Below are 21613 nucleotides of genomic sequence, written 5' to 3'. Positions count from 1 at the left end.
CGTCCTCGCCTTCGGCTTGGGGCGCGCGGGCCGGCGTGAAGGATGGCGCCGAATTCGTCACCCCGACGATGAACTGATCCAAATCGCAGAAAGCAAGAAAAGGCCCGGGCACCAAGCTCGGGCCTTTTTGTCGCGGTCTTCATCGGCATGAACACTAATGTGATGGAACCAAGAAGGCAGCAATCTTCTTAGGTTGCAGTCCTGCCGCGAAGGAGATGCTGGCAGATCAACCAACGGCGCTGGTGACGGCTCCGGGGGATATCGTCCGGCGCAAAGGAGGTGTCAGATGGCACGTCTCATGGCGACTATAGCTTGCGCTGCGATGGCCCTTTCCGCCGTCCCGGCAATGGCTGCCGAGCAATGTGCGGCACGCGCCGATATGGTCAAGGCGCTCGGCGAGAAGTTTCATGAAAACCCGAGCGCGGTCGGCGTCGTCAATCCGAATGTGGTGCTTGAAGTCTTCGTTTCCGACAAGGGCACATGGACCATCCTCGCCAGCGACACAAAAGGTCAAAGCTGCGTGATTTCAGTCGGCGAAGGCTGGGAGAGCGCGATGACGAAAGCGGCGCTGCCAGGCACCTGAACGATTTATCACGGGTCTGCGCGCCTCGGCATGGCCGCGCGGCCTGTGGCTCATTCTTTCGGCGACAGCCGTAAAACGGATCTGCAGGCGCCCGCTTGGGCGCCTGCTTGCGCTTTTCCATTATCGATACCATATATCGAGAACATAATGGGAACATCTTAAATCGTTCCCACCAATGGCAGACCGGAACACAGAAAGGAACGACGCGATGATGATGACGTCGGAACCGGCCTGGATCGCTCCGGCAAAATGAGGCCGTCAAACCCCTCCTTTGCCGGAACGTGATGGCAAAGGAGGTGCCCTATGGCACGCAAATCGCTGTTGAGATGGGTGAAAACCCTGGTTCTTGCTGGCGCATTGGCGGTGGGTACGAACACCGCAGGCGCGCAATATCAACACTGCGTTGAACATGGCGAGCTCGTCGCCCATTTGAGCGAGAAGTTCCAGGAAAGGCAGTTTGCTTTGGGGCTGATCGGTCATGAGGCGGTCATGGAAGTCTTTGTCGCCGAGACCGGAACCTGGACCATCGTCGTCACCGATATCGCCGGCAGAAGCTGCATCGTCGCGGCCGGCGACAATTGGGAAAACGTGATGGCCCTGCCCGGCCAGGGCGCATGACGAAATGGCAGGCTCAGCGTGTGGCAGCTGCCTCGGCATGGCCGCGCAAAAGCGCCATCAGGCGCTTGGCGTCCTTGGCCGCGGCATCTTCGTCGCCGGCGAGGATCGAACGGATCAGTGCGACATGATGCTCGGCGGATTCGGCCAAGCCGGTATCGGCCTTGTAGCGGAACCAGAAGCGACGGCTATGGGTTTGCAAGGGTGCCGCCAGGCGCGCGGCGAACGGGTTGTCGGCAGCCAGGGCCAGCGCCTCGTCGAGCGCCTTGTCGGCCTGGATAAAGTAGAACACATTTTCCGAAATCACCGCCTTTTGCATGGCAAGGGCAGCGTCATGGAACAAGTCGGCGGCCTCGCGGGTGACGAAGCGGGCGGCCGAGCGGGCAAGCACCACCTCGACGCCACGGCGGGCGTCGAGGACACGCAGCCAGTCGCCGGGGTGAAGCGGCGCGATGGCGATGCCGGCGCGCGGCCGGACCTCGAGCAGGCCCTCCCAGGCCAGCCGCTGGATTGCTTCGCGAACCGGGGTGCGGCCGAGGCCGAGCCTGTCAATCAGCGCCCCCTCGGTGATGAAGCTCGCCGGCGCCAGTTCGAGAGTTACGATCATGTGCTCGAGCCTGCGGTAGGCCTTCGCAGTTGCCGGCTCGGAGCCCGGGCTGTCATATACCAATGCGGCATCTCCTGATATATTGTTGATATATCATATCAGATTCAACGTTGACAGCCGGCTTCTTAAGAAATATACGACTGATATATCAGATGGAGCGATCGACATGTGGGCCGGAGTCTTCCCCGCCGTTACGACCAAATTCACCGAGGACGACGGCCTCGACCATGCCGAGATGGAGCGCTGCTTTGCGCTGCAGATGGAGGCCGGCTGTGACGGCATCATCGTCTGCGGGTCGCTCGGCGAAGGCCCGATGCTGTCGCACGACGAGAAGATCGCGGTGCTGAAGACCGCGCAGAAGATCGCCGGCAAGAAACCGGTGCTGTTGACGGTCAACGAGGCCGGTACACGCGAGGCGGCGGCGATCGCGCGCCGCGCCGCCAAGGAAGGCGCCAACGGTTTGATGGTGGTGCCGAGCCCGATCTACCATACCAATGCCGAGGAGACGGTCGCGGCACTCAGCGCCGTCGCCGCGGCCGGCGACCTGCCGGTGATGATCTACTCCAACCGGCTTGCCTACCGCGTCGACGTTACCGTCGACCAGATGGAGGAGTTGGCGAAGGACCAACGCTTCGTCGCCATAAAAGAGTCCTCCGACGACATCCGCCGCTCGACCGAGATCATCAACCGCCTCGGCGACCGCTACGACCTGTTCACCGGCGTAGACAATCTCGCCTTCGAGGCGCTGTCGGTCGGCGCCATCGGCTGGGTGGCGGGCCTGGTCACCGCGTTCCCGCGCGAGACCGTCGCCATCTACCAGCTGATGCGACAGGGCCGCCGCGAGGAGGCGTTGAAGATCTACCGCTGGTTCCGGCCGCTGCTCGACCTCGACGTTTCGACCTATCTGGTGCAGAACATCAAGCTTGCCGAAGTGCTGGCGATCAACACCAACGACCGCGTGCGCATGCCGCGCCAGCCATTGTCGGGCGAGCGGCGCAAGGCAGTCGAAAAGATCGTCAGGGATGCGCTGGCGGTGCGGCCAGAGCTGCCGACATTCTGATCCAGTCGCTTTGAAGGCATTTGCAGATGTGCAGCGCGGCGCACGGCAATGAATGATAATGCTACGCTCGATGTCGCCATCATTGGTGGCGGCATCATCGGCATCTGCGCCGCCGCCCTTCTGGCAGAGGCGGGGCGAAACGTGACGATCTTCGATCGGACGGGGATCTGTGAGGAAACCAGTTCCGGCAATGCCGCTGCCTTTGCCTTCTCCGATGTGCTGCCGCTCGCCCACAAGGGCATGATCAAGCAGTTGCCGAAATGGCTCGCCGACCCGCTCGGCCCGCTCAGCATCCCACCCGCGTATCTGCCGAAGCTGCTGCCCTGGCTGGTCCGCTTCTGGCGCGCCGGCCGAAGCGACCGCTATGAAGCCGGCCTTGCCGCGCAGGCCGGGATGATGAAGCTCGCCGAGGCGGAATGGATGGGCTTGCTCGACCGTTCCGGCACACGGCCGATGCTGCATGAGGACGGCTCGCTCGAACTCTACGACAGCGAGGCCGAGTTCAAGGCTTCACTGCCCGGCTGGGCGGCAAGGCAGCGCTTCGGCATCGGCTTCAGCCATGTCGAGGGGAGCGCTCTCACAGCCCTGCAGCCCGGTCTGTCGCCGCGCTTCGTCAAGGGAACGTTCGTGCCGGGGTGGAAAACCGTTGCCGATCCCAAGCTGCTTGGAAAGGCCTTGTGGGCCTATGCCGAGAGGTTGGGCGCCGTGTTCGAAAGGGCCCGGATCGAGCGTGTCGAGGCGGGACAGGACGGCGCGATCCTGACCACGGCCGACGGCACGCGGCGACGGGCGAAGCACGTCGTCATCGCTGCCGGGGCCTGGTCGCATCTGCTGGCGAGACATCTCGGCGACGGAATCCCGCTGGAGACCGAGCGTGGCTACAACACGACGTTGCCGAAGACTGCCTTCGACGTAAAGCGGCAATTGATCTTCTCCGGGCATGGCTTCGTCATCACGCCGCTCGAGACGGGCCTGCGCGTCGGCGGCGCGGTCGAACTCGGCGGCCTTGAGAGGCCGCCCAATTATGCGCGCTCGAAAGCGCTGCTCGAAAAGGCGCAGAAATTCCTGCCGGGACTGGATCCGGCCAATGGACGCGAATGGATGGGGTTCCGGCCGTCGCTGCCGGATTCGCTGCCGGTGATCGGGCGGTCGCAACAAACGCCGTCGGTGGTGTATGGTTTCGGCCACGGTCACCTCGGCCTGACCCAGGCCGCGGTGACCGGGCGCTTGATCCGCGAGCTCGTTCTCGGGCAGAATCCATCGCTCGATCTCGGCCCGTTCAGCCCGCAACGGTTTTGAGTTCGAAGACAGTCAGTTGGGAGCCGGCATGGCCAAGAATTCCTTCTTCTGCATAGACGGTCACACCTGCGGCAATCCGGTGCGGCTGGTCGCCGGCGGCGGGCCTTTGCTCAAGGGCTCGACGATGATGGAGCGGCGAGCGCATTTCCTGGCCGAATATGACTGGATCCGCACCGGGCTGATGTTCGAGCCGCGCGGCCATGACGTGATGTCCGGCTCGATCCTCTATCCGCCGACGCGTGAAGATTGCGACATCGCCATCCTGTTCATCGAAACCTCGGGCTGCTTGCCGATGTGCGGCCACGGCACCATCGGGACGGTAACTTTTGCCGTCGAGCATGGGCTGATCAAGCCGAAGACACCGGGCGTGCTCAGGCTGGATACGCCGGCGGGCGTGGTCGTAGCCGAGTACAGCCAAGTCGGCGACTATGTCGAGGAGGTGCGCATCACCAATGTGCCTTCCTTCCTCTATGCCGAGGCTCTGACGGTCGAATGCCCCGGGCTCGGCGAGATCAGCGTCGATGTCGCCTATGGCGGCAATTTCTACGCCATCGTCGAACCGCAAAAGACCTATCGCGACATGGCCGACCATTCGGCCGGCGAACTGATCGCCTGGAGCCCGGTGATGCGGCAGCGGCTCAACGAGAAATATTCCTTCGTCCACCCGGAGAATCCCGGCATCAATACGCTGTCGCACATATTGTGGACCGGGGCGCCGACCAACCCGCAAGCCGATGCCCGCAACGCCGTCTTCTACGGCGACAAGGCAATCGACCGTTCGCCCTGCGGCACCGGCACCTCGGCGCGCATGGCGCAGCTTCACGCCAAGGGCAAGCTTGGGGTCGGCGACGACTTCGTCCACGAATCGATCATCGGGTCGCTGTTCAAGGGCAGGGTCGAGAAAGAGGTCACCGTCGCCGGCAAGCCGGCAATCATTCCGTCGATCGGCGGGTGGGCGCGGATGACCGGATTGAACACGATCTTCATCGACGACCGCGACCCGTTCGCGCACGGCTTCGTCGTCAAATAGAGAAAACGCTGACGCAAGCGAAAGAAAGAGAGCGCAAACGGATTGCCTTCGACGGCGCAACGATCCCGCTCATCAACTTATTTTGACGGCGATTTCTTCGAAATGGGTCGCATGCTGCGATTGAATCGTCAAAGACATTGCGTTAGGCCAATGGTAGGGTCCGCGATGGTCCAGGGGGCGGACGGGAACCAAACGGGCAATCGGACGACGTGCGGCGAAAACACGCGTAATGATCGAAAAATCACGTTGCAATCCGGGCTCGAAACTTTACGACTAGGGAAAATACGAAAAGGAATGCGTCTGCATGGGCGACATTCCAGGGGAGCCACGACAGCATGCAGTATTTTGTCCAGCAGCTTATCAACGGGCTGACGCTGGGATCGATCTATGGGCTGATAGCGATCGGCTATACGATGGTCTACGGCATCATCGGCATGATAAATTTCGCCCATGGCGACATTTTCATGATCGGCGCTTTCACCGCGCTCATCGTTTTCCTTATCCTCGGTGCATTGTTCTATTCGCTGCCGATCGTCGTTGCGCTGCTGATCATGATGATCGTCGCGATGCTGCTGACCAGCCTGTATAACTGGACGATCGAGAAGGTGGCCTACCGGCCTTTGCGCGGTTCATTCCGGCTGGCGCCGCTGATCACCGCGATTGGCATGTCGATTGCGCTGTCCAATTTCGTCCAGGTGACGCAAGGGCCGCGCAACAAGCCGGTCCCGCCAATGGTGTCCAAGGTCTACAACATCGAAGGCATCAGCGTCTCGCTGAAGCAGATCATCATCGTCCTGGTCACCATAGTCCTGCTGGCGCTGTTCTGGTACCTGGTCAACAAGACCTCGCTCGGCCGGGCGCAGCGCGCCTGCGAGCAGGATCGCAAGATGGCCGCACTGCTCGGCGTCGACGTCGATCGCACCATCTCGATCACCTTCATCATGGGCGCCGCCCTTGCCGCCGTCGCCGGCACGTTGTTCCTGATGTATTACGGCGTGGTGGTGTTTTCCGACGGCTTTACGCCCGGTGTGAAGGCGTTTACTGCCGCGGTGCTCGGCGGCATCGGCTCACTGCCCGGCGCCGTGCTCGGCGGGCTGATGATTGGCTTCATCGAAAGCATGTGGTCGGCTTATTTCTCGATCGACTACAAGGACGTCGCCGCCTTCTCCATCCTGGCGATCGTGCTGATCTTCCTGCCTTCCGGCATTCTCGGCCGGCCAGAAGTCGAAAAGGTCTGAGATCATGGCGGTTACCGTGTCTCCGGAAAGCACCGTCGTCGCCACCCCGGTCCAGCGCGCTTTTCGCGAAGCGCTCTATGCCGGCGCCATCTCGCTTGGCCTGTTCGTGCTGTTCATCGGCCTGAAGACCGACCAGAACATCTCCAACGAACTGATCCTGGTGCAACGCTGGGGCTTGCTCGCCGGCGTCGTGATCGCCACCATGGCAGGACGCTTCCTTTATGTCGCCTATGGCCAACCCTTCCTGGCGAACCAGAAGATCGTCGACGTCGCCACCGGCCTGCTGCCGGTCAGCCTGGCTTCGCGATTCTTCCGCCTTCCCGCGTTCATCGTGGCGCTCGCCGTCGCCGTTATTCTGCTCGCGCTCAGCAGCTTTCTGACCGAGGCCTTAGGGCCGGAACTTTCCGATTTTGTGCGGTTCCTGCGGGCGCTCGCAATCATCTATGCGCTGGCTTGGCTGATATATCGGTTCCGGGCCTTCATTCACGCTCATTTCTCGGCATTGGGCATAACCGCACTGGCGCTCTACCCGATTATCGTGGTGTTGGTGCTGGCTCTATATGCCGGGTCGATGGCCGCCGGTTTCCAGGGCTCGCTGAAATATGTCGACAATTACGGCATCCAGATCCTGATCTACGTGATGCTGGCTTGGGGGCTGAATATCGTTATCGGCTTGGCCGGCTTGCTCGATCTCGGCTATGTCGCCTTCTACGCCGTCGGTGCCTACGCCTATGCGCTGCTCGGCACGCATTTCGGCCTCTCCTTCTGGATCCTGCTGCCCGCCGCCGGCCTGATGGCTGCGTTCTGGGGCGTGATGCTCGGCTTCCCGGTGCTGCGCCTGCGCGGTGACTATCTGGCGATCGTGACGCTCGCCTTCGGCGAAATCATAAGGCTGGTGATCATCAACTGGCGCGAGGTGACCAACGGCTCGGCCGGCATTTCCGGCATCCCGAAGGTGTCTTTCTTCGGCCTGATGTCGTTCAACGTTTCCGATCCGAACTACATCTCGAAGGTGCTCGGCATCGCCCAATCGGGTGCCTACTACAAGATATTCCTCTACTATTTGATCCTTGGGCTCTGCCTGCTGACGGCCTTCGTCACCGTGAGGCTCAGGCGCCTGCCGGTCGGCCGCGCCTGGGAAGCGCTGCGCGAGGACGAGATCGCCTGCCGCTCGCTCGGTATCAACACCACCACCACCAAGCTCACGGCCTTTGCCACGGGCGCGATGTTTGGCGGCTTCGCCGGCTCGTTCTTTGCCGCGCGGCAAGGCTTCGTCAGCCCGGAATCCTTCGTCTTCCTGGAATCCGCGATCATCCTTGCCATCGTCGTGCTTGGCGGCATGGGCTCGCTGGTCGGCATTGCCGTCGCCGCCATGGTGATGATCGGCGGCACCGAAATCCTGCGCGAACTGGATTTCCTCAAGACCGGCCTGAGTTGGGGCAACATCAAGGTTATACCCGGGTTCGGCCCCGACTTCACGCCGGAGCTTTATCGCATGCTGTTGTTCGGCATGGCCATGGTCATCGTCATGCTGTGGAAGCCGCGCGGCTTCGTCGGCAGCCGCGAGCCGACAGCCTTCCTCAAGGTGCGCAGGGCGGTGTCGGGGTCCTTCACCAAGGAGGGACACGGCTGATGAACGCGAGCCCCTCCGTGAACGATGCCATCCTGCAGGTCGATCATTTGTCGATGAAGTTCGGCGGTCTCGTCGCCATCGGCGACCTGTCGTTCCAGGCCAAACGCGGCGAGATCACCGCGCTGATCGGTCCCAACGGCGCCGGCAAGACCACCGTGTTCAATTGCATCACCGGTTTCTACAAACCGTCGGAAGGCATGATCACGCTCAATCGGCGCGACGGCTCGACCTTCCTGCTCGAACGTTTGCCGAACCATGAAATCCCGGCGCGGGCCAAGGTGGCGCGCACCTTCCAGAACATCCGCCTGTTCTCGGGCATGACGCTGCTGGAGAACCTGCTGGTCGCCCAGCACAACAAGCTGATGAAGGCGTCCGGCTATACCATTCTCGGCCTGTTCGGTTATAGCGGATACAGACAGGCTTCGGCGGAATCGGTTGAACTGGCCGAGCACTGGCTGGAGAAGGCCGATCTCGTCGACCGCGCCGACGATCCTGCCGGCGATCTGCCCTATGGCGCGCAGCGACGACTCGAAATTGCTCGCGCCATGTGCACCGGCCCTGAGCTTCTGTGCCTCGACGAGCCGGCCGCCGGCCTTAATCCGAAGGAATCGGCGGCGCTCAATGCACTGCTGATGGACATCAAGGACAACACCGGCACGTCGATCCTTTTGATCGAACACGATATGGCGGTGGTTATGCAGATTTCAGACCATGTCGTCGTGCTCGAATACGGGCGCAAGATCTCCGACGGCAACCCGCAATCGGTGCGGACCGACCCGCGCGTCATCGCTGCCTACCTCGGCGTCGAAGACGAGGACGTCGAGACGGTGCTGACCGAAGTCGGCGACGAGGACGTCATCGAGCAACTGGATACGGGTCCGGATGCGGCGCATGGACCGGGCACATCGTCTTCGTATCTCGCCGGACCGGTGGCCGATACGGTCGGCCATAGCGAGGGCGAACGCGTCACCGTGTCAAAGGGCGCTTCGAAAGCCGGGCAGATCGATGCAAGGTCGAGTGCCGCGGCAAAGTCCGGATCGCCGGCCAAAGCCAAATCGGCCGCGAAATCTTCTGCCGCAAAATCTTCCACTGCAAAGCCGGCCTCCAAGGCTCCGGTGAAGTCAAAAACTCCCGGCACCTCTAATCGGCGTGGAGGGCGGAAATAATGGCCGGCACAACGCTGCTCGATATCAAGGGCGTCCAGACCTACTACGGCAACATCAGGGCGCTGAACGGCGTCGATGTCACGGTCAAGCAAGGTGAGATCGTAGCGCTGATCGGTGCCAACGGCGCCGGCAAGTCGACGCTGATGATGACCATCTTCGGTGCTCCCCGCGCCCGCGCGGGTACCATCACATTCGCCGGTACCGACATCACCCAGATGCCGACCCACGAGATCGCGCGCATGCGCATCGCCCAGTCGCCGGAAGGGCGCCGCATTTTCCCGCGCATGACGGTGATGGAAAACCTGCAAATGGGCGCCAGCCTCGACAACCTCGAGCATTATGACGAGGACGTCGAGAAGGTGTTCACGCTGTTTCCACGCCTGAAGGAACGCATTGCCCAGCGTGGTGGCACGCTGTCCGGCGGCGAGCAGCAGATGCTGTCGATCGGGCGCGCGCTGATGGCGCGGCCGAAGCTGCTTTTGCTCGACGAGCCGTCGCTTGGCCTGGCGCCGCTGATCGTCAAGCAGATATTCGACGCTATCCGGGAGCTGAACCGCACGCAGGGACTGACGGTGTTCCTGGTCGAGCAAAACGCCTTCGGCGCTCTGAAGCTCGCCACGCGCGGCTATGTCATGGTCAACGGCAACGTGACGATGAGCGGCACCGGCAAGGAGTTGCTCGCCAATCCGGAGGTGCGCGCCGCCTATCTCGAAGGCGGCCATCACTGAGTTTCAGGAGACATCAATCATGCAGGGCATTGTCTATGAGGAACCTTCGATCTGGCAGTTCTTCTTCGTCACCTGCCTGCTCGGCGGCTGGGCGGCGTGGATGACGGGCAAGGCATGTGCGCAGACGTGGCGCAGCTTCGCCCAGTTGTTCGCCTACATGCTGGGGCTCGGCATCGGCGTAAGATTCATCCATCATGCGCTGTTCGGCGGAACGATGTTTTCGCTGCATTACTACGTGGTCGACACCATCGTGCTGATGATATTGGGCTTCATTGGCTACCAATACACGCGCACCAACCAGATGGTAACGCAGTATAATTGGCTTTACGAAAGAGCCTCTCTTTTGAGCTGGAAACCAAAAGGTTGACATTTATCATTAACGGCGCTTCAGGGATGAATCGGCGTGACAAGTGCCTGAAAATCGGCAAAGTACTCTTTCTGCGAGCAAGAGTGGGCATCGCATGAAAGCAACATCCACGCCCACTCGGTAAATGGGAGCGTTTCAATGAAAAAGTCACTTTTGTCCGCCGTCGCCCTGACCGCGCTTGTCGCGTTCAGCGGCAGCGCGTGGGCTGACATCCTGATCGGCGTTGCCGGTCCGATCACTGGCCCGAACGCAGCATTCGGCGCGCAGTTGCAGAAGGGCGCCGAACAGGCTGCCGCCGATATCAACGCGGCTGGCGGCATTAACGGCGAGCAGATCAAGATCGAGGTCGGCGACGACGTGTCGGATCCGAAGCAGGGCATCTCGGTCGCCAACAAGTTTGTCGCCGATGGCGTCAAATATGTCGTCGGCCACTTCAATTCGGGCGTCACCATTCCGGCGTCAGAGGTCTATGCCGAGAACGGCATTCTCGTCATCACGCCTTCCGCGACCAACCCGAAGCTGACCGAGCGGGGCCTGTGGAACACGTTCCGTACCTGCGGACGCGACGATCAGCAGGGCAAGGTTGCCGGCGACTACCTCGCCGCGCACTTTAAGGACGGCAAGATCGCCGTCGTCCACGACAAGACGCCTTACGGCCAGGGTCTCGCCGACGAAACCAAGAAGGCACTCAATGCTGATGGCGTGACCGAAGCCATGTATGAGGGCATCAATGTCGGCGACAAGGACTTCTCGGCGTTGATCGCCAAGATGAAGGATGCCGGCGTCAACGTCGTCTACTATGGCGGCCTGCACACCGAGGCCGGCCTGATTATGCGCCAGCTCGCCGATCAGGGTCTCAAGGCCCAGTTCATGTCCGGCGACGGCATCGTGTCGAACGAATTGGCCTCCATCGCTGGCGATGCCGTCGACGGCACGCTGATGACGTTCGCTCCCGATCCGCGCAAGAACCCGAACGCCAAGGAACTCGTGGAGAAGTTCCGCGCCGCCGGTTTCGAGCCTGAAGCCTATACGCTCTACTCCTACGCCGCGCTGCAGATCGTCGCCGCCGCCGCCAACAAGGTCGGCTCTTCCGACGACGCGCAGAAGGTTGCGGAAGAGATCAAGAAGAGTGGCCCGTGGAAGACCGCCATCGGCGACATCGGCTATGACGCAAAGGGCGACATCACCCGTCCCGACTACGTCATCTACACTTGGAAGAAGGGTGACGACGGCAAGTACACCTACTTCGAACAATAAGCCGGCAAACGCCTGCAGCCCAAAAAATGCCCGGCGCCTCGCGCCGGGCATTTTTCATTTGTCTTTTGCTTCATCGCATGGGCGCAAGGATTTAAATCGGTTTAGCCGACGTCTCCATTTTTGTTTGCACTGCAGCATTTTCGCGCTAATCATGTCCGACAGTTCCCTTTCCCGCGTCCGGAGCCCTGTCCTTGGCAATCTCGAAGATCCTTGTCGCCAACCGCTCCGAAATAGCCATCCGCGTCTTCCGCGCGGCCAATGAGCTCGGCCTCAAAACCGTGGCGATCTGGGCAGAGGAGGACAAATACTCCCTGCATCGCTTCAAGGCCGACGAAAGCTACCAGGTCGGGCGCGGGCCGCATTTGGCCAGGGACATGGGGCCGATAGAAAGCTATCTGTCGATCGAGGAGGTTATCCGCGTCGCCAGGCTATCGGGCGCCGATGCCATCCATCCAGGCTACGGCCTGCTGTCGGAAAGCCCGGAATTCGCCGAGGCCTGCGCCACGGCCGGCATCATCTTCATCGGGCCAAAGCCGGATACGATGCGCAGGCTAGGCAACAAGGTCGCCGCTCGCAACCTCGCGATCGAAGTCGGCGTGCCGGTAATTCCCGCCACCGATCCCTTGCCGGACGACATGGCGGCGGTAAGGGAACTCGCCAAGACGATCGGCTACCCGGTGATGCTCAAGGCATCCTGGGGCGGCGGCGGCCGCGGCATGCGCGCCATCCGCTCCGAGGCCGATCTCGCGCGCGAGGTCATGGAAGGCAAGCGTGAGGCGAAGGCGGCTTTCGGCAAGGACGAGGTCTATCTCGAAAAGCTGATCGAGCGCGCACGCCATGTCGAGGTGCAGGTGCTGGGCGACACTCATGGCAACGCCGTGCACCTGTTCGAGCGCGATTGTTCGATCCAGCGCCGCAACCAGAAAGTGGTCGAGCGGGCGCCGGCGCCCTACCTCGAAATGTCACAGCGCGAGGAGCTTTGCGGCTACGCGCTGAGGATCGCGCGCGAAACCAGCTATATCGGCGCCGGCACGGTCGAGTTCCTGCAGGATGCCGATACCGGAAAATTCTACTTCATCGAGGTCAATCCGCGTATCCAGGTCGAGCACACGGTCACCGAACAGGTGACCGGCATCGACATCGTCAAGGCGCAGATCCATATCCTCGACGGCTTTGCCATCGGCACGGCGGAATCGGGCGTTCCGGCGCAGAAGGACATCAGGCTCAACGGCCACGCGCTGCAGTGCCGCATCACCACGGAAGATCCCGAGCATAATTTCATCCCCGACTATGGCCGCATCACCGCCTATCGCGGTGCCACCGGCTTCGGTATCCGCCTTGATGGCGGCACCGCCTATTCGGGCGCGGTCATCACCCGCTTCTACGATCCGCTGCTGGAAAAGGTAACGGCGTGGGCGCCGACGCCGGCCGAGACCATCGCCCGCATGAACCGGGCGCTGCGCGAATTCCGCATCCGCGGCGTGGCGACCAACCTCACGTTCCTCGAGGCGATCATCAATCACCCGAGCTTCGCCGACAATTCCTACACCACCAAGTTCATCGACACGACGCCGGAACTGTTCGCCAGTGTGAAGCGGCAGGACCGCGCGACCAAGCTGCTCAACTACCTTGCCGACGTTTCGGTCAATGGTCATCCCGAGACGCGCGGCCGGCCGCAGCCAAAGGCCGATGCGGCGCCACCGGTAGTGCCATATCTCAACGGCAATGTGCCTCAAGGCAGCAAGCAGAAGCTCGACGTGCTCGGGCCGGAGAACTTCGCCGCGTGGATGCGCGAGCAAAAAGAGGTGCTGGTCACCGACACGACAATGCGCGACGGGCATCAATCCTTGCTCGCGACGCGTGTGCGCACCTATGACATTGCCGGAATTGCCGGCACCTATGCGCGTGCTCTGCCGCAGCTTTTGTCGCTCGAATGCTGGGGCGGCGCCACATTCGACGTCGCCATGCGCTTTCTCACCGAAGACCCATGGGAGCGGCTGTCGCTGGTGCGCGAGGCAGCACCCAACCTTCTGCTGCAGATGCTCCTGCGCGGTGCCAACGGCGTCGGCTATACCAACTATCCCGACAATGTCGTCCAGCATTTCGTCCGCCAGGCCGCTGCCGGCGGCATCGACCTGTTCCGGGTCTTCGACTGCCTGAACTGGGTCGAGAACATGCGCGTGGCCATGGATGCGGTCGGCGCCGAGGGCAGACTGATCGAAGCGGCGATCTGTTATACCGGCGACATACTCGATCCGGCGCGGGCGAAATACGATCTGAAATACTATGTCGGCTTGGCCAGGGAATTGCAGGCGGCAGGCGCCCACATCATCGCCGTCAAGGACATGGCTGGGCTTCTAAAGCCGAGCGCTGCCCGCGCGCTGTTCAAGGCACTGCGCGAGGCGACGGACCTGCCGATCCACTTCCACACCCACGACACATCCGGCCTGTCGGCGGCAACGGTGCTGGCGGCGGTGGAGAGCGGCGTCGACGCCATCGACGCGGCGATGGATTCGCTATCGGGCAACACCTCGCAGCCTTGCCTGGGTTCGATCGTGGAGGCGCTGAAGGGCACCGAGCGCGATCCGGGCCTCGACCCGCAGTGGATCAGGAACATCTCGTTCTACTGGGAGGCGGTGCGCAACCAGTATTCAGCCTTCGAAAGCGACCTGAAGGGGCCGGCATCGGAGGTCTATCTGCACGAAATGCCGGGCGGTCAGTTCACCAACCTCAAGGAACAGGCGCGCTCGCTCGGGCTGGAGACACGCTGGCACGAGGTGGCGCAGACCTATCACGACGTCAATCTGATGTTCGGCGACATCGTCAAGGTGACGCCGTCGTCCAAGGTCGTCGGCGACATGGCGCTGATGATGGTGAGCCAGGACCTGACGGTCGCCGACGTCGAGAATCCGGCGAGGGACATCGCCTTCCCGGATTCGGTGGTGTCGATGTTGCGCGGCGATCTCGGCCAGTCGCCGGGCGGCTGGCCAAAGCCATTGCAGAAGAAGGTGCTGAAGGGCGAAAAGCCGATCACGGTGCGGCCGGGTTCGCTGCTCAAACCGGCGGACCTCAAGGCCAGTCGCGCGGAGGTCGAGGAAAAGCTCGAGCGCAAGCTCAGCGAGTTCGAGTTCGCGTCGTGGCTGATGTATCCGAAGGTGTTTTCCGATTTTGCCGCCGCGCAGGAGACCTACGGGCCGGTCAGCGTTCTGCCGACGCCGACCTATTTCTACGGCATGAAGCCGGAAGACGAGATTTTCGTCGACATCGAAAAAGGCAAGACGCTGGTGGTGCGCTGCCTTGCCATCGGCGATGTCGACGAAAAGGGCATGGTCACCGTGTTCTTCGAGCTCAACGGGCAGCCGCGCCGGGTGAAGGTGCCGGACCGGGCGCATGGCGCGTCCGCTGCCAAGGCACGGCGCAAGGCGGAGCCGGGCAATGAGGCGCATGTCGGCGCGCCGATGCCTGGCGTCGTCTCGGCGCTTGCGGTCGCTGCCGGCCAGGCGGTGAAGGCCGGCGACGTGCTGCTGTCGATCGAAGCGATGAAGATGGAAACGGCGTTGCATGCCGAACGCGACGGCACCATAGCCGAGGTGCTGGTCAAGGCCGGCGACCAGATCGATGCCAAGGATCTGCTGATCGCGTTCGGGTGAAACAGGCCGGCATCAGAGAGACTTGTCGGCGCCTGGCAGCAGCCCTTCATGCCGCATCGATAGTACCTTGACCCGCCGCGCCCGGTCGGGCATCGAACCGCTGCAATTCGCCGCTCGGGTCACCCCGAGTCGCGGCGAGAAACGACGCGGAGAGAAGAATATGGCCGATGACATCACCGAGACCAGCCAGACTGTTGCCGCCGGCCAGCTGCGCGCCTTCATCGAACGAATCGAGCGGCTCGAGGAAGAGAAGAAGACGATTGCCGACGACATCAAGGAAGTGTTCGCCGAGGCCAAGGGCACTGGCTTCGACACCAAGGCGATGCGGTCGATCATCCGGCTGCGCAAGAAGGACCAGGCCGAGCGGCAGGAAGAGGAATCCATCCTCGATCTGTACAAGGCTGCGCTCGGCATGGTGTAAAGGCCGGCCTCGGCGCCGGAGACGATCGCGGGAGAAGCGGTTCTGACCATGGATTCCAGCCATGAGCGAATTCGATTTTGGCGCCCGCCGCGCCTCTGAATTCCGCCAACGCAGCTTCTGGACGCTGTTCGCGGAACGGCATCCGGATGAAAGGGCTCTGTTGGCGAGGCGCGGACCGTGGTTCTGGCAGCGTGGGCTGCCCGATTTCGCATTGGTCCTTTCCATGTATGTCGCGCCTGCGCACAATCATGTCGGCGTCTTCTTCGGCCGCAACGAGAAGTTCGGTGCCACGCAAGCCTGGTCGCGGTTGAAGCCGTTCCAGCCGGCCATCGAAGACAGGCTGAAGCTCAGGCCAGAACAAAGTTGCGACGGCCTCGGCATCAATTCGATGTGGCGGGTGAATTGTTTTGCCGAGGACAATTGGCCGGCGATGACCGACTGGCTGGTGACGGAAGCCTCACGTTTCGAGCGCGCGATTGCCGACGTTCTGGGTCAGGAATAAAGCAGGGTTTCCAGACGCAATCCTTGTGGAAGGGTTGCTCTGGTGAGCAGCCAGGGAGCCGATCGATCGATGACGATCATGTCGCGCGTTGCCGCCTTCTTCCGCTCACGCTGGTTCGGCGGCGTGCCGCTCGATCGGCTGTTCTGGCGCGACCTGGTCGTTGTCGGCACAGCGATCAACGTCGCGTCGTCGGTGGGGGCGCTCATTCTGCTAGGATTGAAGCTGCCGCTTGCGCTCGTCCTGGCGGTGCATTTCGCGCCGGTGCCCTACAATATCTTCCTGACCTTTGCCGTTTGGCGAACTGCCGGAAAATCGAGTGGCGTCATGGCCTCGCTGATGACTCTCGGCGCCACGTTGTGGCTGATCCTGGTGGTTGTGGCCTGACGATCAGGCGGCCGGCTCGAATTTGAGCGCCACGCCGTTGATGCAATAGCGCAGACCGGTCGGTGGCGGGCCGTCCTCGAAGACATGGCCGAGATGGCTGCCGCAGCGGGCGCAATGGCATTCGGTGCGGACCATGCCGTAGCTGCGGTCGACGGTGGTCTCGACCGAACCCGGCACTGGGTCGTTGAAGCTCGGCCAGCCGGTGCCGCTCTCGAATTTCAGCTTGGATTCAAACAAGGGCTGGTCGCAGCCGACGCAGGAGAAGGTGCCGGCGCGCTTCTCGTGCAGCAGGGCGCAGCTTCCCGGCCGCTCGGTGCCGTGGTTGCGCATCACCGCATATTGCTCGGGCGTCAGCCGGGCGCGCCATTCGGCATCGGTGCGGGTAACGGGGTAGGTGTGGCTGTCCATTTTTTCCTCTTAGCTTATGTCGCTATTTGGGTTGCCTTCGCAACTTCGCCTGAAATAGGCATTTGTTACGGCGTTTGCTCGTATTTCCTATCCTGCTGCGAAGAATCCCTCAGGCGATGGCCGCGAGATAGCGCGCAACCGATGCTGAAAATGCCGCCTTTGCATCTCCGATGACGTTCTGGTTCCACCATGCGCCGTAGATATGGTCGAACGTGAAAGGCTCCAGCGCGGCCTTGATGCCGCGCACTTTCGTCGCGTTGAGCGGGATATAGTTCGGATAGCTGTACATAAAGCTGACACGACGGCGGGTCGGCGTCACCTGCAGGATGTCGCCGGCCAGGATGGCATTGCCGCGGTCGCGCTTCCAGTGCAGTACCTGGCCACCGGCAAAGTGGCCGCCGCAGCGGATGAGCGTCAGCGACGGGTTTATGGCGTGCATCTCGCCTTCCCAGCTGATGATTGCCGGATGCGGCCGCATGATCCACTGACGATCATCGGCGTGCAGATAAATCGGCACGCCGCCAAACGCCGCGCTCCACTCGACCATCACCGAATAGTAATGGCAGTGCGAAATGGCGATGGCGGCCAGGCCGCCCCGGCGGTGGATCTCGGCCACCGCCTCGTCGCTGACCATCGAGATGCAGTCCCACAGCACATTGCCGTGGGGCGTTTGCGCCAGCAATGCGCGCTGGCCGATAGCGAAGCGTGGCTCGATGCCGAAGGCGAGCACGCCGGCATCATCCTTGATCACGACCCGATGGCCGGCGGCGAGCTCTTCCGGCGTGGTCCAGGCCTGACCTTCCCAGCGCACATATTGCCGCTCGTCCTCGCAGATCGGGCAATGTCGCGGCGGCGTCGCTGTCGCCGCGAACTGGACACCGCATTGCAGGCAAAGGAAACAGGTCGACCGTCCTGTTTTGCGTGGATCCATTCAGTGCTTCCTTGAAAGTTGCTTCGTCGCGGCTTCGAGGCCGGCGAGCGTCAGCGGAAACATGCGGCCGCCAAAAATATCGCGGATCATGGCAATCGAATGGGTAAAACCCCAGTTCTTCGCGTCTTCCGGATTGAGCCAAATGGCGTTCGGCCATTGCTGCAGCAGCCTGCCGAGCCAGACGGCGCCGGCCTCCTTGTTCCAATGCTCGACCGAGCCGCCGGGTTGAGCGATCTCATAGGGGCTCATCGAGGCGTCGCCGACGACGATCACCTTGTAGTCGGGGCCATATTTATGGAGGAGATCGAAGGTCGGAATCACCTCGGCATGGCGGCGGCGATTGTCCTTCCACACGCCCTCGTAGAGGCAGTTGTGGAAATAGAAATATTCGAGCTGGCGGAACTCGGCGCGGGCGGCCGAAAACAGCTCCTCGACACTCCTGACATGGTCGTCCATCGAGCCGCCGACATCGAAGAACATCAGCAGCTTCACGGCATTGCGACGTTCGGGTTGTGTCTTAACGTCAAGATAACCGTGCTCGGCGGTGGCGTGGATGGTGCCGGGCAGGTCGAATTCCTGTTCGGCGCCTTCGCGCACCCAGCGGCGCAAGCGCTTCAGCGCGACCTTGATGTTGCGGGTGCCGAGTTCGACGGCGTCATCGAAATTCCTGAACTCGCGTTTGTCCCAGACTTTTACCGCGCGGCGGTTGCGGCTTTCGTGCTGGCCGATGCGCACGCCTTCGGGATTGTAGCCATAGGCGCCGAAGGGCGAGGTGCCGCCGGTGCCGATCCATTTCGAACCGCCCTGATGCCGGCCGTTTTGCTCCTCCAACCGCTTCTTCAGCGTCTCCATCAGCTTTCCGAAGCCGCCCAGCGCCTCGATCAGCTTCTTCTCCTCGTCGGTCAGGTGCTTTTCGGCGAGCCTCCGCAGCCATTCCTCCGGGATGTTTGCGACATCGACCGCGTTTTCGCCAGCTTGCGCCTCGACACCTTTGAAGATGTGCGAAAAGACCTGGTCGAAGCGGTCGATGTGGCGCTCGTCCTTCACCAGAGCGGCGCGGGCGAGATAGTAAAAGCCCTCGACATCATAGTCGACCAGCCCGGCCTCCAGCCCCTCCAGCAGCGACAGATATTCGCGGAGCGAGACCGGAACCCGCGCTGCCTTCAGTTCGAGGAAGAAGGGGATGAACATGGTCCGACTTTATCTGTGTCCCTCGATCTTCTCCCGTGCGGCGCTGGCGATAAAGGCGGAACGCGTCAGACCACGCCGACCCGCTTCTTCGTCGATTGCCGCCAAAAGACCTGCGTCAAGCGACAGATTGGCCCGGACAGGCCGTCCGGAATCGATCAGCACAGGGATCATCACGGCGGATTCACCGGCAGCGCTATCGACTTCGCCCAGTCGGAGCAGATCTGCCACAGTGCGCGCCGCGGGCAAGGGCAAGTTCTTCGCCATTCGTGTCTCTGCCCATTCGCGAACGGCAGAAGTCGCATCGGCTATCGCCTCTTCGGGACTTGCGCCACCGCCGTGACATCCGGGAAGATCAGGCACCCGCACTCCCCAGACTTCATCTGCGCCGTCAAGAATTCCGACATAGTGCGTCATGATTCGTCCTTAAATCCATCCAGCAAGCCGGGCGATCGACCGCGCAACACCCAGAGATTGTTCGCGATGCCGCGGCACGATAATCATGATCTCCGGCCTTTCCGGATGCTCGTACTTCTCGTGTTTGCCGCCGCCTACGTTCACCCAGCCGTCACGTAAAAGCCTCGTGACAATCTTGCGCGTGTTGGTCTCGATCAGCGGCACTGTCGCCCCTGATCATGCGCAATATATTGCGCACAGGTGATTATTTCAATCGTTGGCCTCATCATAGCAGATCGTATTCGATGAAGCCGGTCCTGCGCGCCACGTGGTCGTAGAGCTTGCGTGCCGTGGTGTTGGTTTCGTGGGTCATCCAGTAGACGTTCTTGACGCCGATCTTGCCGGCTTCCTGCTTGACCGCTTCGATCAGGGCGGCGCCGACACCCTTGCCGCGTACATCGGGGTCGGCGAACAGGTCCTGCAGATAGCAGTTGTTTATCTGCGACCAGCAGGAGCGATGGTAGAGATAGTGCGTCAGGCCGACGGCCTTGCCGTCGAGGGTGGCGATGAAGCCTTTCGGCTCGAACTCGCCCGCCGTGAACAGCCGCTTCCAGGTGACGGCGTAAACCTCTTCCGGCAGCTTGGTTTCGTAGAAGGTGAGATAGGCGGTCCAAAGACGCCGCCAATCGGCGTGGTCAGATTGCGCCAATGGGCGGATGGTGATCTCGGTCATTTCGTTTCCCTCTGAAGTCGGCAACCTGAAGCTGCCTCCGTGCCCGGCTAGAGGCAACGGTCCAGCACCGGGAAAGCGCTGTCCGGTGACTTCGTGGGCTTCCGGCCGACCGGCCCCTCATCCCTGCCGTCTCGCCATGAAGGCCAGGCGCTCGAACAGATGCACGTCCTGTTCGTTCTTCAGCAAGGCGCCGTGCAGCTTGGGCAGCACGTTCTTCGGGTCGGCGCGCAGGTCCTCGGGCGCGATCTCGTCGGCGACCAGCAGGCGGATCCAGTCGAGTGCCTCGGAGGTCGACGGCTTCTTCTTGAGGCCCGGCACGTCACGGATTTCATAGAATTGCGTGAGTGCGGCGCGCACCAGGTTCTGCTTGATGCCGGGATAGTGCACGTCGACGATTTTGTGCAGCGTCTCGACGTCGGGAAAGCGGATGTAGTGGAAGAAGCAGCGGCGCAGGAAGGCGTCCGGCAGCTCTTTTTCGTTGTTGGAGGTGATGATGACGATCGGCCGGACTGTGGCACGGATGGTCTCGCCGGTCTCGTAGACGAAGAACTCCATCCGATCCAGTTCCTGCAACAGATCGTTGGGGAACTCGATATCGGCCTTGTCGATCTCGTCGATCAGAAGCACGACTTTCTTGCCGGCAGCAAAGGCGTCCCACAGCTTGCCGCGCTTGATGTAATTGCGGATGTCGTTGAAGCGCTCGTCGCCGAGCTGGCTGTCGCGCAGCCGCGAGACGGCATCATATTCATAGAGGCCCTGCTGCGCCCGCGTGGTCGATTTGACATGCCATTCGATCAGATCGATGCCGAGCGCCGCCGCCACCTGGCGGGCAAGTTCGGTCTTGCCGGTACCGGGCTCGCCCTTGACCAGCAACGGCCGCTCGAGCGCGATCGCCGCGTTGACCGCCACCATCAGATCCTTGTCGGCGACATAGGCTGCCGTGCCTTCAAAACGCATTTTTGCTCCCGGGTTCATCGCGCGACCCTAAGGAGGCGGCCTTCGCTGTGCAAGGCGCTGCTGGCAAAGCGGGGATCTTGCCGGCGCGACCCTCGTCGAGCGGTTCTGCGTCGATTTAAGACTCGAAACATGTCGTCTCTCTGGCGCTTGGTCTGCCGTCTGCCTATATTGGCGGAGACGGTCTGCGCTTCCCGGCAGGAGAACATTTTCCCCGGGGCCTTAATGATCCCTAGGGAGCTGTCCCTGGGAAGACCCGTGGGTTTTCTCATACGGCGCCCACCTACTTTGTAGGTTCCCGGGATCGCTCTCTCCACCGGTTGTGTGGATCGTCACCTGTCGAAAAGGCAATGTCTGGCGGATCTTGTCGTCGCGCCGCTTTGTGCGGTGCTCTCACGAACGAAAGCTCGCCCCGCTCCTCCAAAACGTCGCTCGTAAAACTCCATCCAAATCTGACCTTTTC

At 61.8% G+C, this 21613-nt stretch carries 23 protein-coding genes and 1 other RNA gene; 16 read left to right on the top strand and 8 right to left on the bottom strand.

All coding sequences use genetic code 11. The features are described from left to right. The first annotated feature begins 286 nt into the window (after positions 1 to 286). On the top strand, positions 287 to 583 hold the full coding sequence (locus NKH67_RS02005; protein WP_352471247.1) for a hypothetical protein: 297 nt from the start codon (positions 287 to 289) through the stop codon (positions 581 to 583). Between the two features lie 303 nt (positions 584 to 886). After that, on the top strand, positions 887 to 1201 hold the full coding sequence (locus NKH67_RS02000) for a hypothetical protein (protein ID WP_352471246.1): 315 nt from the start codon (positions 887 to 889) through the stop codon (positions 1199 to 1201). 13 nt (positions 1202 to 1214) lie between these two features. On the opposite strand, the gene NKH67_RS01995 is transcribed toward NKH67_RS02000, so the two are convergent. Next, a complete protein-coding gene (locus NKH67_RS01995; RefSeq protein WP_502893709.1) occupies positions 1215 to 1805 on the bottom strand; it encodes a GntR family transcriptional regulator in 591 nt (196 codons plus the stop codon). Positions 1806 to 1971: 166 nt separating this feature from the next. Here NKH67_RS01995 and NKH67_RS01990 point away from each other — a divergent pair, with 166 nt between their 5' ends. The 13 genes from NKH67_RS01990 (at position 1972) to NKH67_RS01930 (ending at position 16540) form a co-directional block, all read left to right on the top strand. Then, positions 1972 to 2865: a dihydrodipicolinate synthase family protein gene (locus tag NKH67_RS01990; protein WP_352471244.1), complete on the top strand. Its 894-nt coding sequence runs from the start codon at positions 1972 to 1974 to the stop codon at positions 2863 to 2865. Between the two features lie 48 nt (positions 2866 to 2913). Further along, positions 2914 to 4164, top strand: a complete 1251-nt coding sequence (locus tag NKH67_RS01985; protein ID WP_353030218.1) for an NAD(P)/FAD-dependent oxidoreductase — start codon at positions 2914 to 2916, stop codon at positions 4162 to 4164. 28 nt (positions 4165 to 4192) lie between these two features. Beyond that, positions 4193 to 5194, top strand: a complete 1002-nt coding sequence (locus NKH67_RS01980; protein ID WP_353030216.1) for a 4-hydroxyproline epimerase — start codon at positions 4193 to 4195, stop codon at positions 5192 to 5194. A 335-nt stretch (positions 5195 to 5529) separates the two neighbouring features. Beyond that, positions 5530 to 6432 (top strand): branched-chain amino acid ABC transporter permease, encoded by a 903-nt coding sequence (locus NKH67_RS01975; RefSeq protein WP_352454929.1) that lies wholly within the window; start codon positions 5530 to 5532, stop codon positions 6430 to 6432. Between the two features lie 4 nt (positions 6433 to 6436). Beyond that, on the top strand, positions 6437 to 8065 hold the full coding sequence (livM, locus tag NKH67_RS01970; RefSeq protein WP_352767577.1) for a high-affinity branched-chain amino acid ABC transporter permease LivM: 1629 nt from the start codon (positions 6437 to 6439) through the stop codon (positions 8063 to 8065). Continuing rightward, entirely contained in the window at positions 8065 to 9231 is a 1167-nt protein-coding gene (locus tag NKH67_RS01965; protein WP_352540330.1) for an ABC transporter ATP-binding protein, read from the top strand. The genes livM and NKH67_RS01965 overlap by 1 nt, the downstream gene beginning before the upstream one ends. Next, a complete protein-coding gene (locus NKH67_RS01960) occupies positions 9231 to 9959 on the top strand; it encodes an ABC transporter ATP-binding protein (protein WP_352471239.1) in 729 nt (242 codons plus the stop codon). Before NKH67_RS01965 ends, NKH67_RS01960 begins: the two co-directional genes overlap by 1 nt. A gap of 19 nt (positions 9960 to 9978) precedes the next feature. After that, positions 9979 to 10326 carry a DUF6867 family protein gene (locus tag NKH67_RS01955; protein ID WP_352471238.1) on the top strand — a complete coding sequence of 116 codons (348 nt, stop codon included), beginning with the start codon at positions 9979 to 9981 and terminating at the stop codon, positions 10324 to 10326. A gap of 138 nt (positions 10327 to 10464) precedes the next feature. After that, positions 10465 to 11583: a branched-chain amino acid ABC transporter substrate-binding protein gene (locus NKH67_RS01950; protein WP_352471237.1), complete on the top strand. Its 1119-nt coding sequence runs from the start codon at positions 10465 to 10467 to the stop codon at positions 11581 to 11583. Positions 11584 to 11774: 191 nt separating this feature from the next. Then, positions 11775 to 15233, top strand: a complete 3459-nt coding sequence (gene pyc / locus NKH67_RS01945; protein WP_353030214.1) for a pyruvate carboxylase — start codon at positions 11775 to 11777, stop codon at positions 15231 to 15233. Positions 15234 to 15393: 160 nt separating this feature from the next. Further along, complete coding sequence (locus tag NKH67_RS01940; RefSeq protein WP_023719653.1) at positions 15394 to 15654, top strand: DUF2312 domain-containing protein; 261 nt, start codon at positions 15394 to 15396, stop codon at positions 15652 to 15654. A 61-nt stretch (positions 15655 to 15715) separates the two neighbouring features. Beyond that, a complete protein-coding gene (locus NKH67_RS01935; RefSeq protein WP_352683328.1) occupies positions 15716 to 16156 on the top strand; it encodes a hypothetical protein in 441 nt (146 codons plus the stop codon). Between the two features lie 78 nt (positions 16157 to 16234). Continuing rightward, positions 16235 to 16540: a hypothetical protein gene (locus NKH67_RS01930; protein ID WP_352613554.1), complete on the top strand. Its 306-nt coding sequence runs from the start codon at positions 16235 to 16237 to the stop codon at positions 16538 to 16540. A 3-nt stretch (positions 16541 to 16543) separates the two neighbouring features. Here the strand turns inward: NKH67_RS01930 and msrB are convergent, their stop codons facing one another. The 7 genes from msrB to NKH67_RS01895 form a co-directional block, all read right to left on the bottom strand. Beyond that, positions 16544 to 16948 carry a peptide-methionine (R)-S-oxide reductase MsrB gene (gene msrB, locus NKH67_RS01925; protein WP_027152870.1) on the bottom strand — a complete coding sequence of 135 codons (405 nt, stop codon included), beginning with the start codon at positions 16946 to 16948 and terminating at the stop codon, positions 16544 to 16546. Positions 16949 to 17057: 109 nt separating this feature from the next. Further along, the gene (locus NKH67_RS01920) at positions 17058 to 17879 is read right to left on the bottom strand and encodes an MBL fold metallo-hydrolase (RefSeq protein WP_352683330.1); all 822 of its coding nucleotides are present in this window, start codon (positions 17877 to 17879) and stop codon (positions 17058 to 17060) included. Next, complete coding sequence (locus NKH67_RS01915) at positions 17880 to 19070, bottom strand: vWA domain-containing protein (protein WP_352471231.1); 1191 nt, start codon at positions 19068 to 19070, stop codon at positions 17880 to 17882. It lies immediately after the preceding gene. 9 nt (positions 19071 to 19079) lie between these two features. Beyond that, positions 19080 to 19484: a type II toxin-antitoxin system HicB family antitoxin gene (locus tag NKH67_RS01910; protein ID WP_254816428.1), complete on the bottom strand. Its 405-nt coding sequence runs from the start codon at positions 19482 to 19484 to the stop codon at positions 19080 to 19082. A 9-nt stretch (positions 19485 to 19493) separates the two neighbouring features. Then, complete coding sequence (locus tag NKH67_RS01905; RefSeq protein WP_126104508.1) at positions 19494 to 19688, bottom strand: type II toxin-antitoxin system HicA family toxin; 195 nt, start codon at positions 19686 to 19688, stop codon at positions 19494 to 19496. Between the two features lie 61 nt (positions 19689 to 19749). Beyond that, entirely contained in the window at positions 19750 to 20196 is a 447-nt protein-coding gene (locus NKH67_RS01900) for a GNAT family N-acetyltransferase (RefSeq protein WP_352450857.1), read from the bottom strand. Positions 20197 to 20313: 117 nt separating this feature from the next. After that, positions 20314 to 21153: an AAA family ATPase gene (locus tag NKH67_RS01895; RefSeq protein WP_352540325.1), complete on the bottom strand. Its 840-nt coding sequence runs from the start codon at positions 21151 to 21153 to the stop codon at positions 20314 to 20316. A 176-nt stretch (positions 21154 to 21329) separates the two neighbouring features. Here NKH67_RS01895 and ssrS point away from each other — a divergent pair. Further along, positions 21330 to 21485: non-coding RNA, 6S RNA (ssrS, locus tag NKH67_RS01890), on the top strand. Positions 21486 to 21613 lie beyond the last annotated feature (128 nt).

It is taken from the genome of Mesorhizobium sp. M0968 (assembly GCF_040319065.1).
Lineage (GTDB): Bacteria > Pseudomonadota > Alphaproteobacteria > Rhizobiales > Rhizobiaceae > Mesorhizobium.
This window is presented reverse-complemented; position numbering and strand designations above follow the sequence as displayed.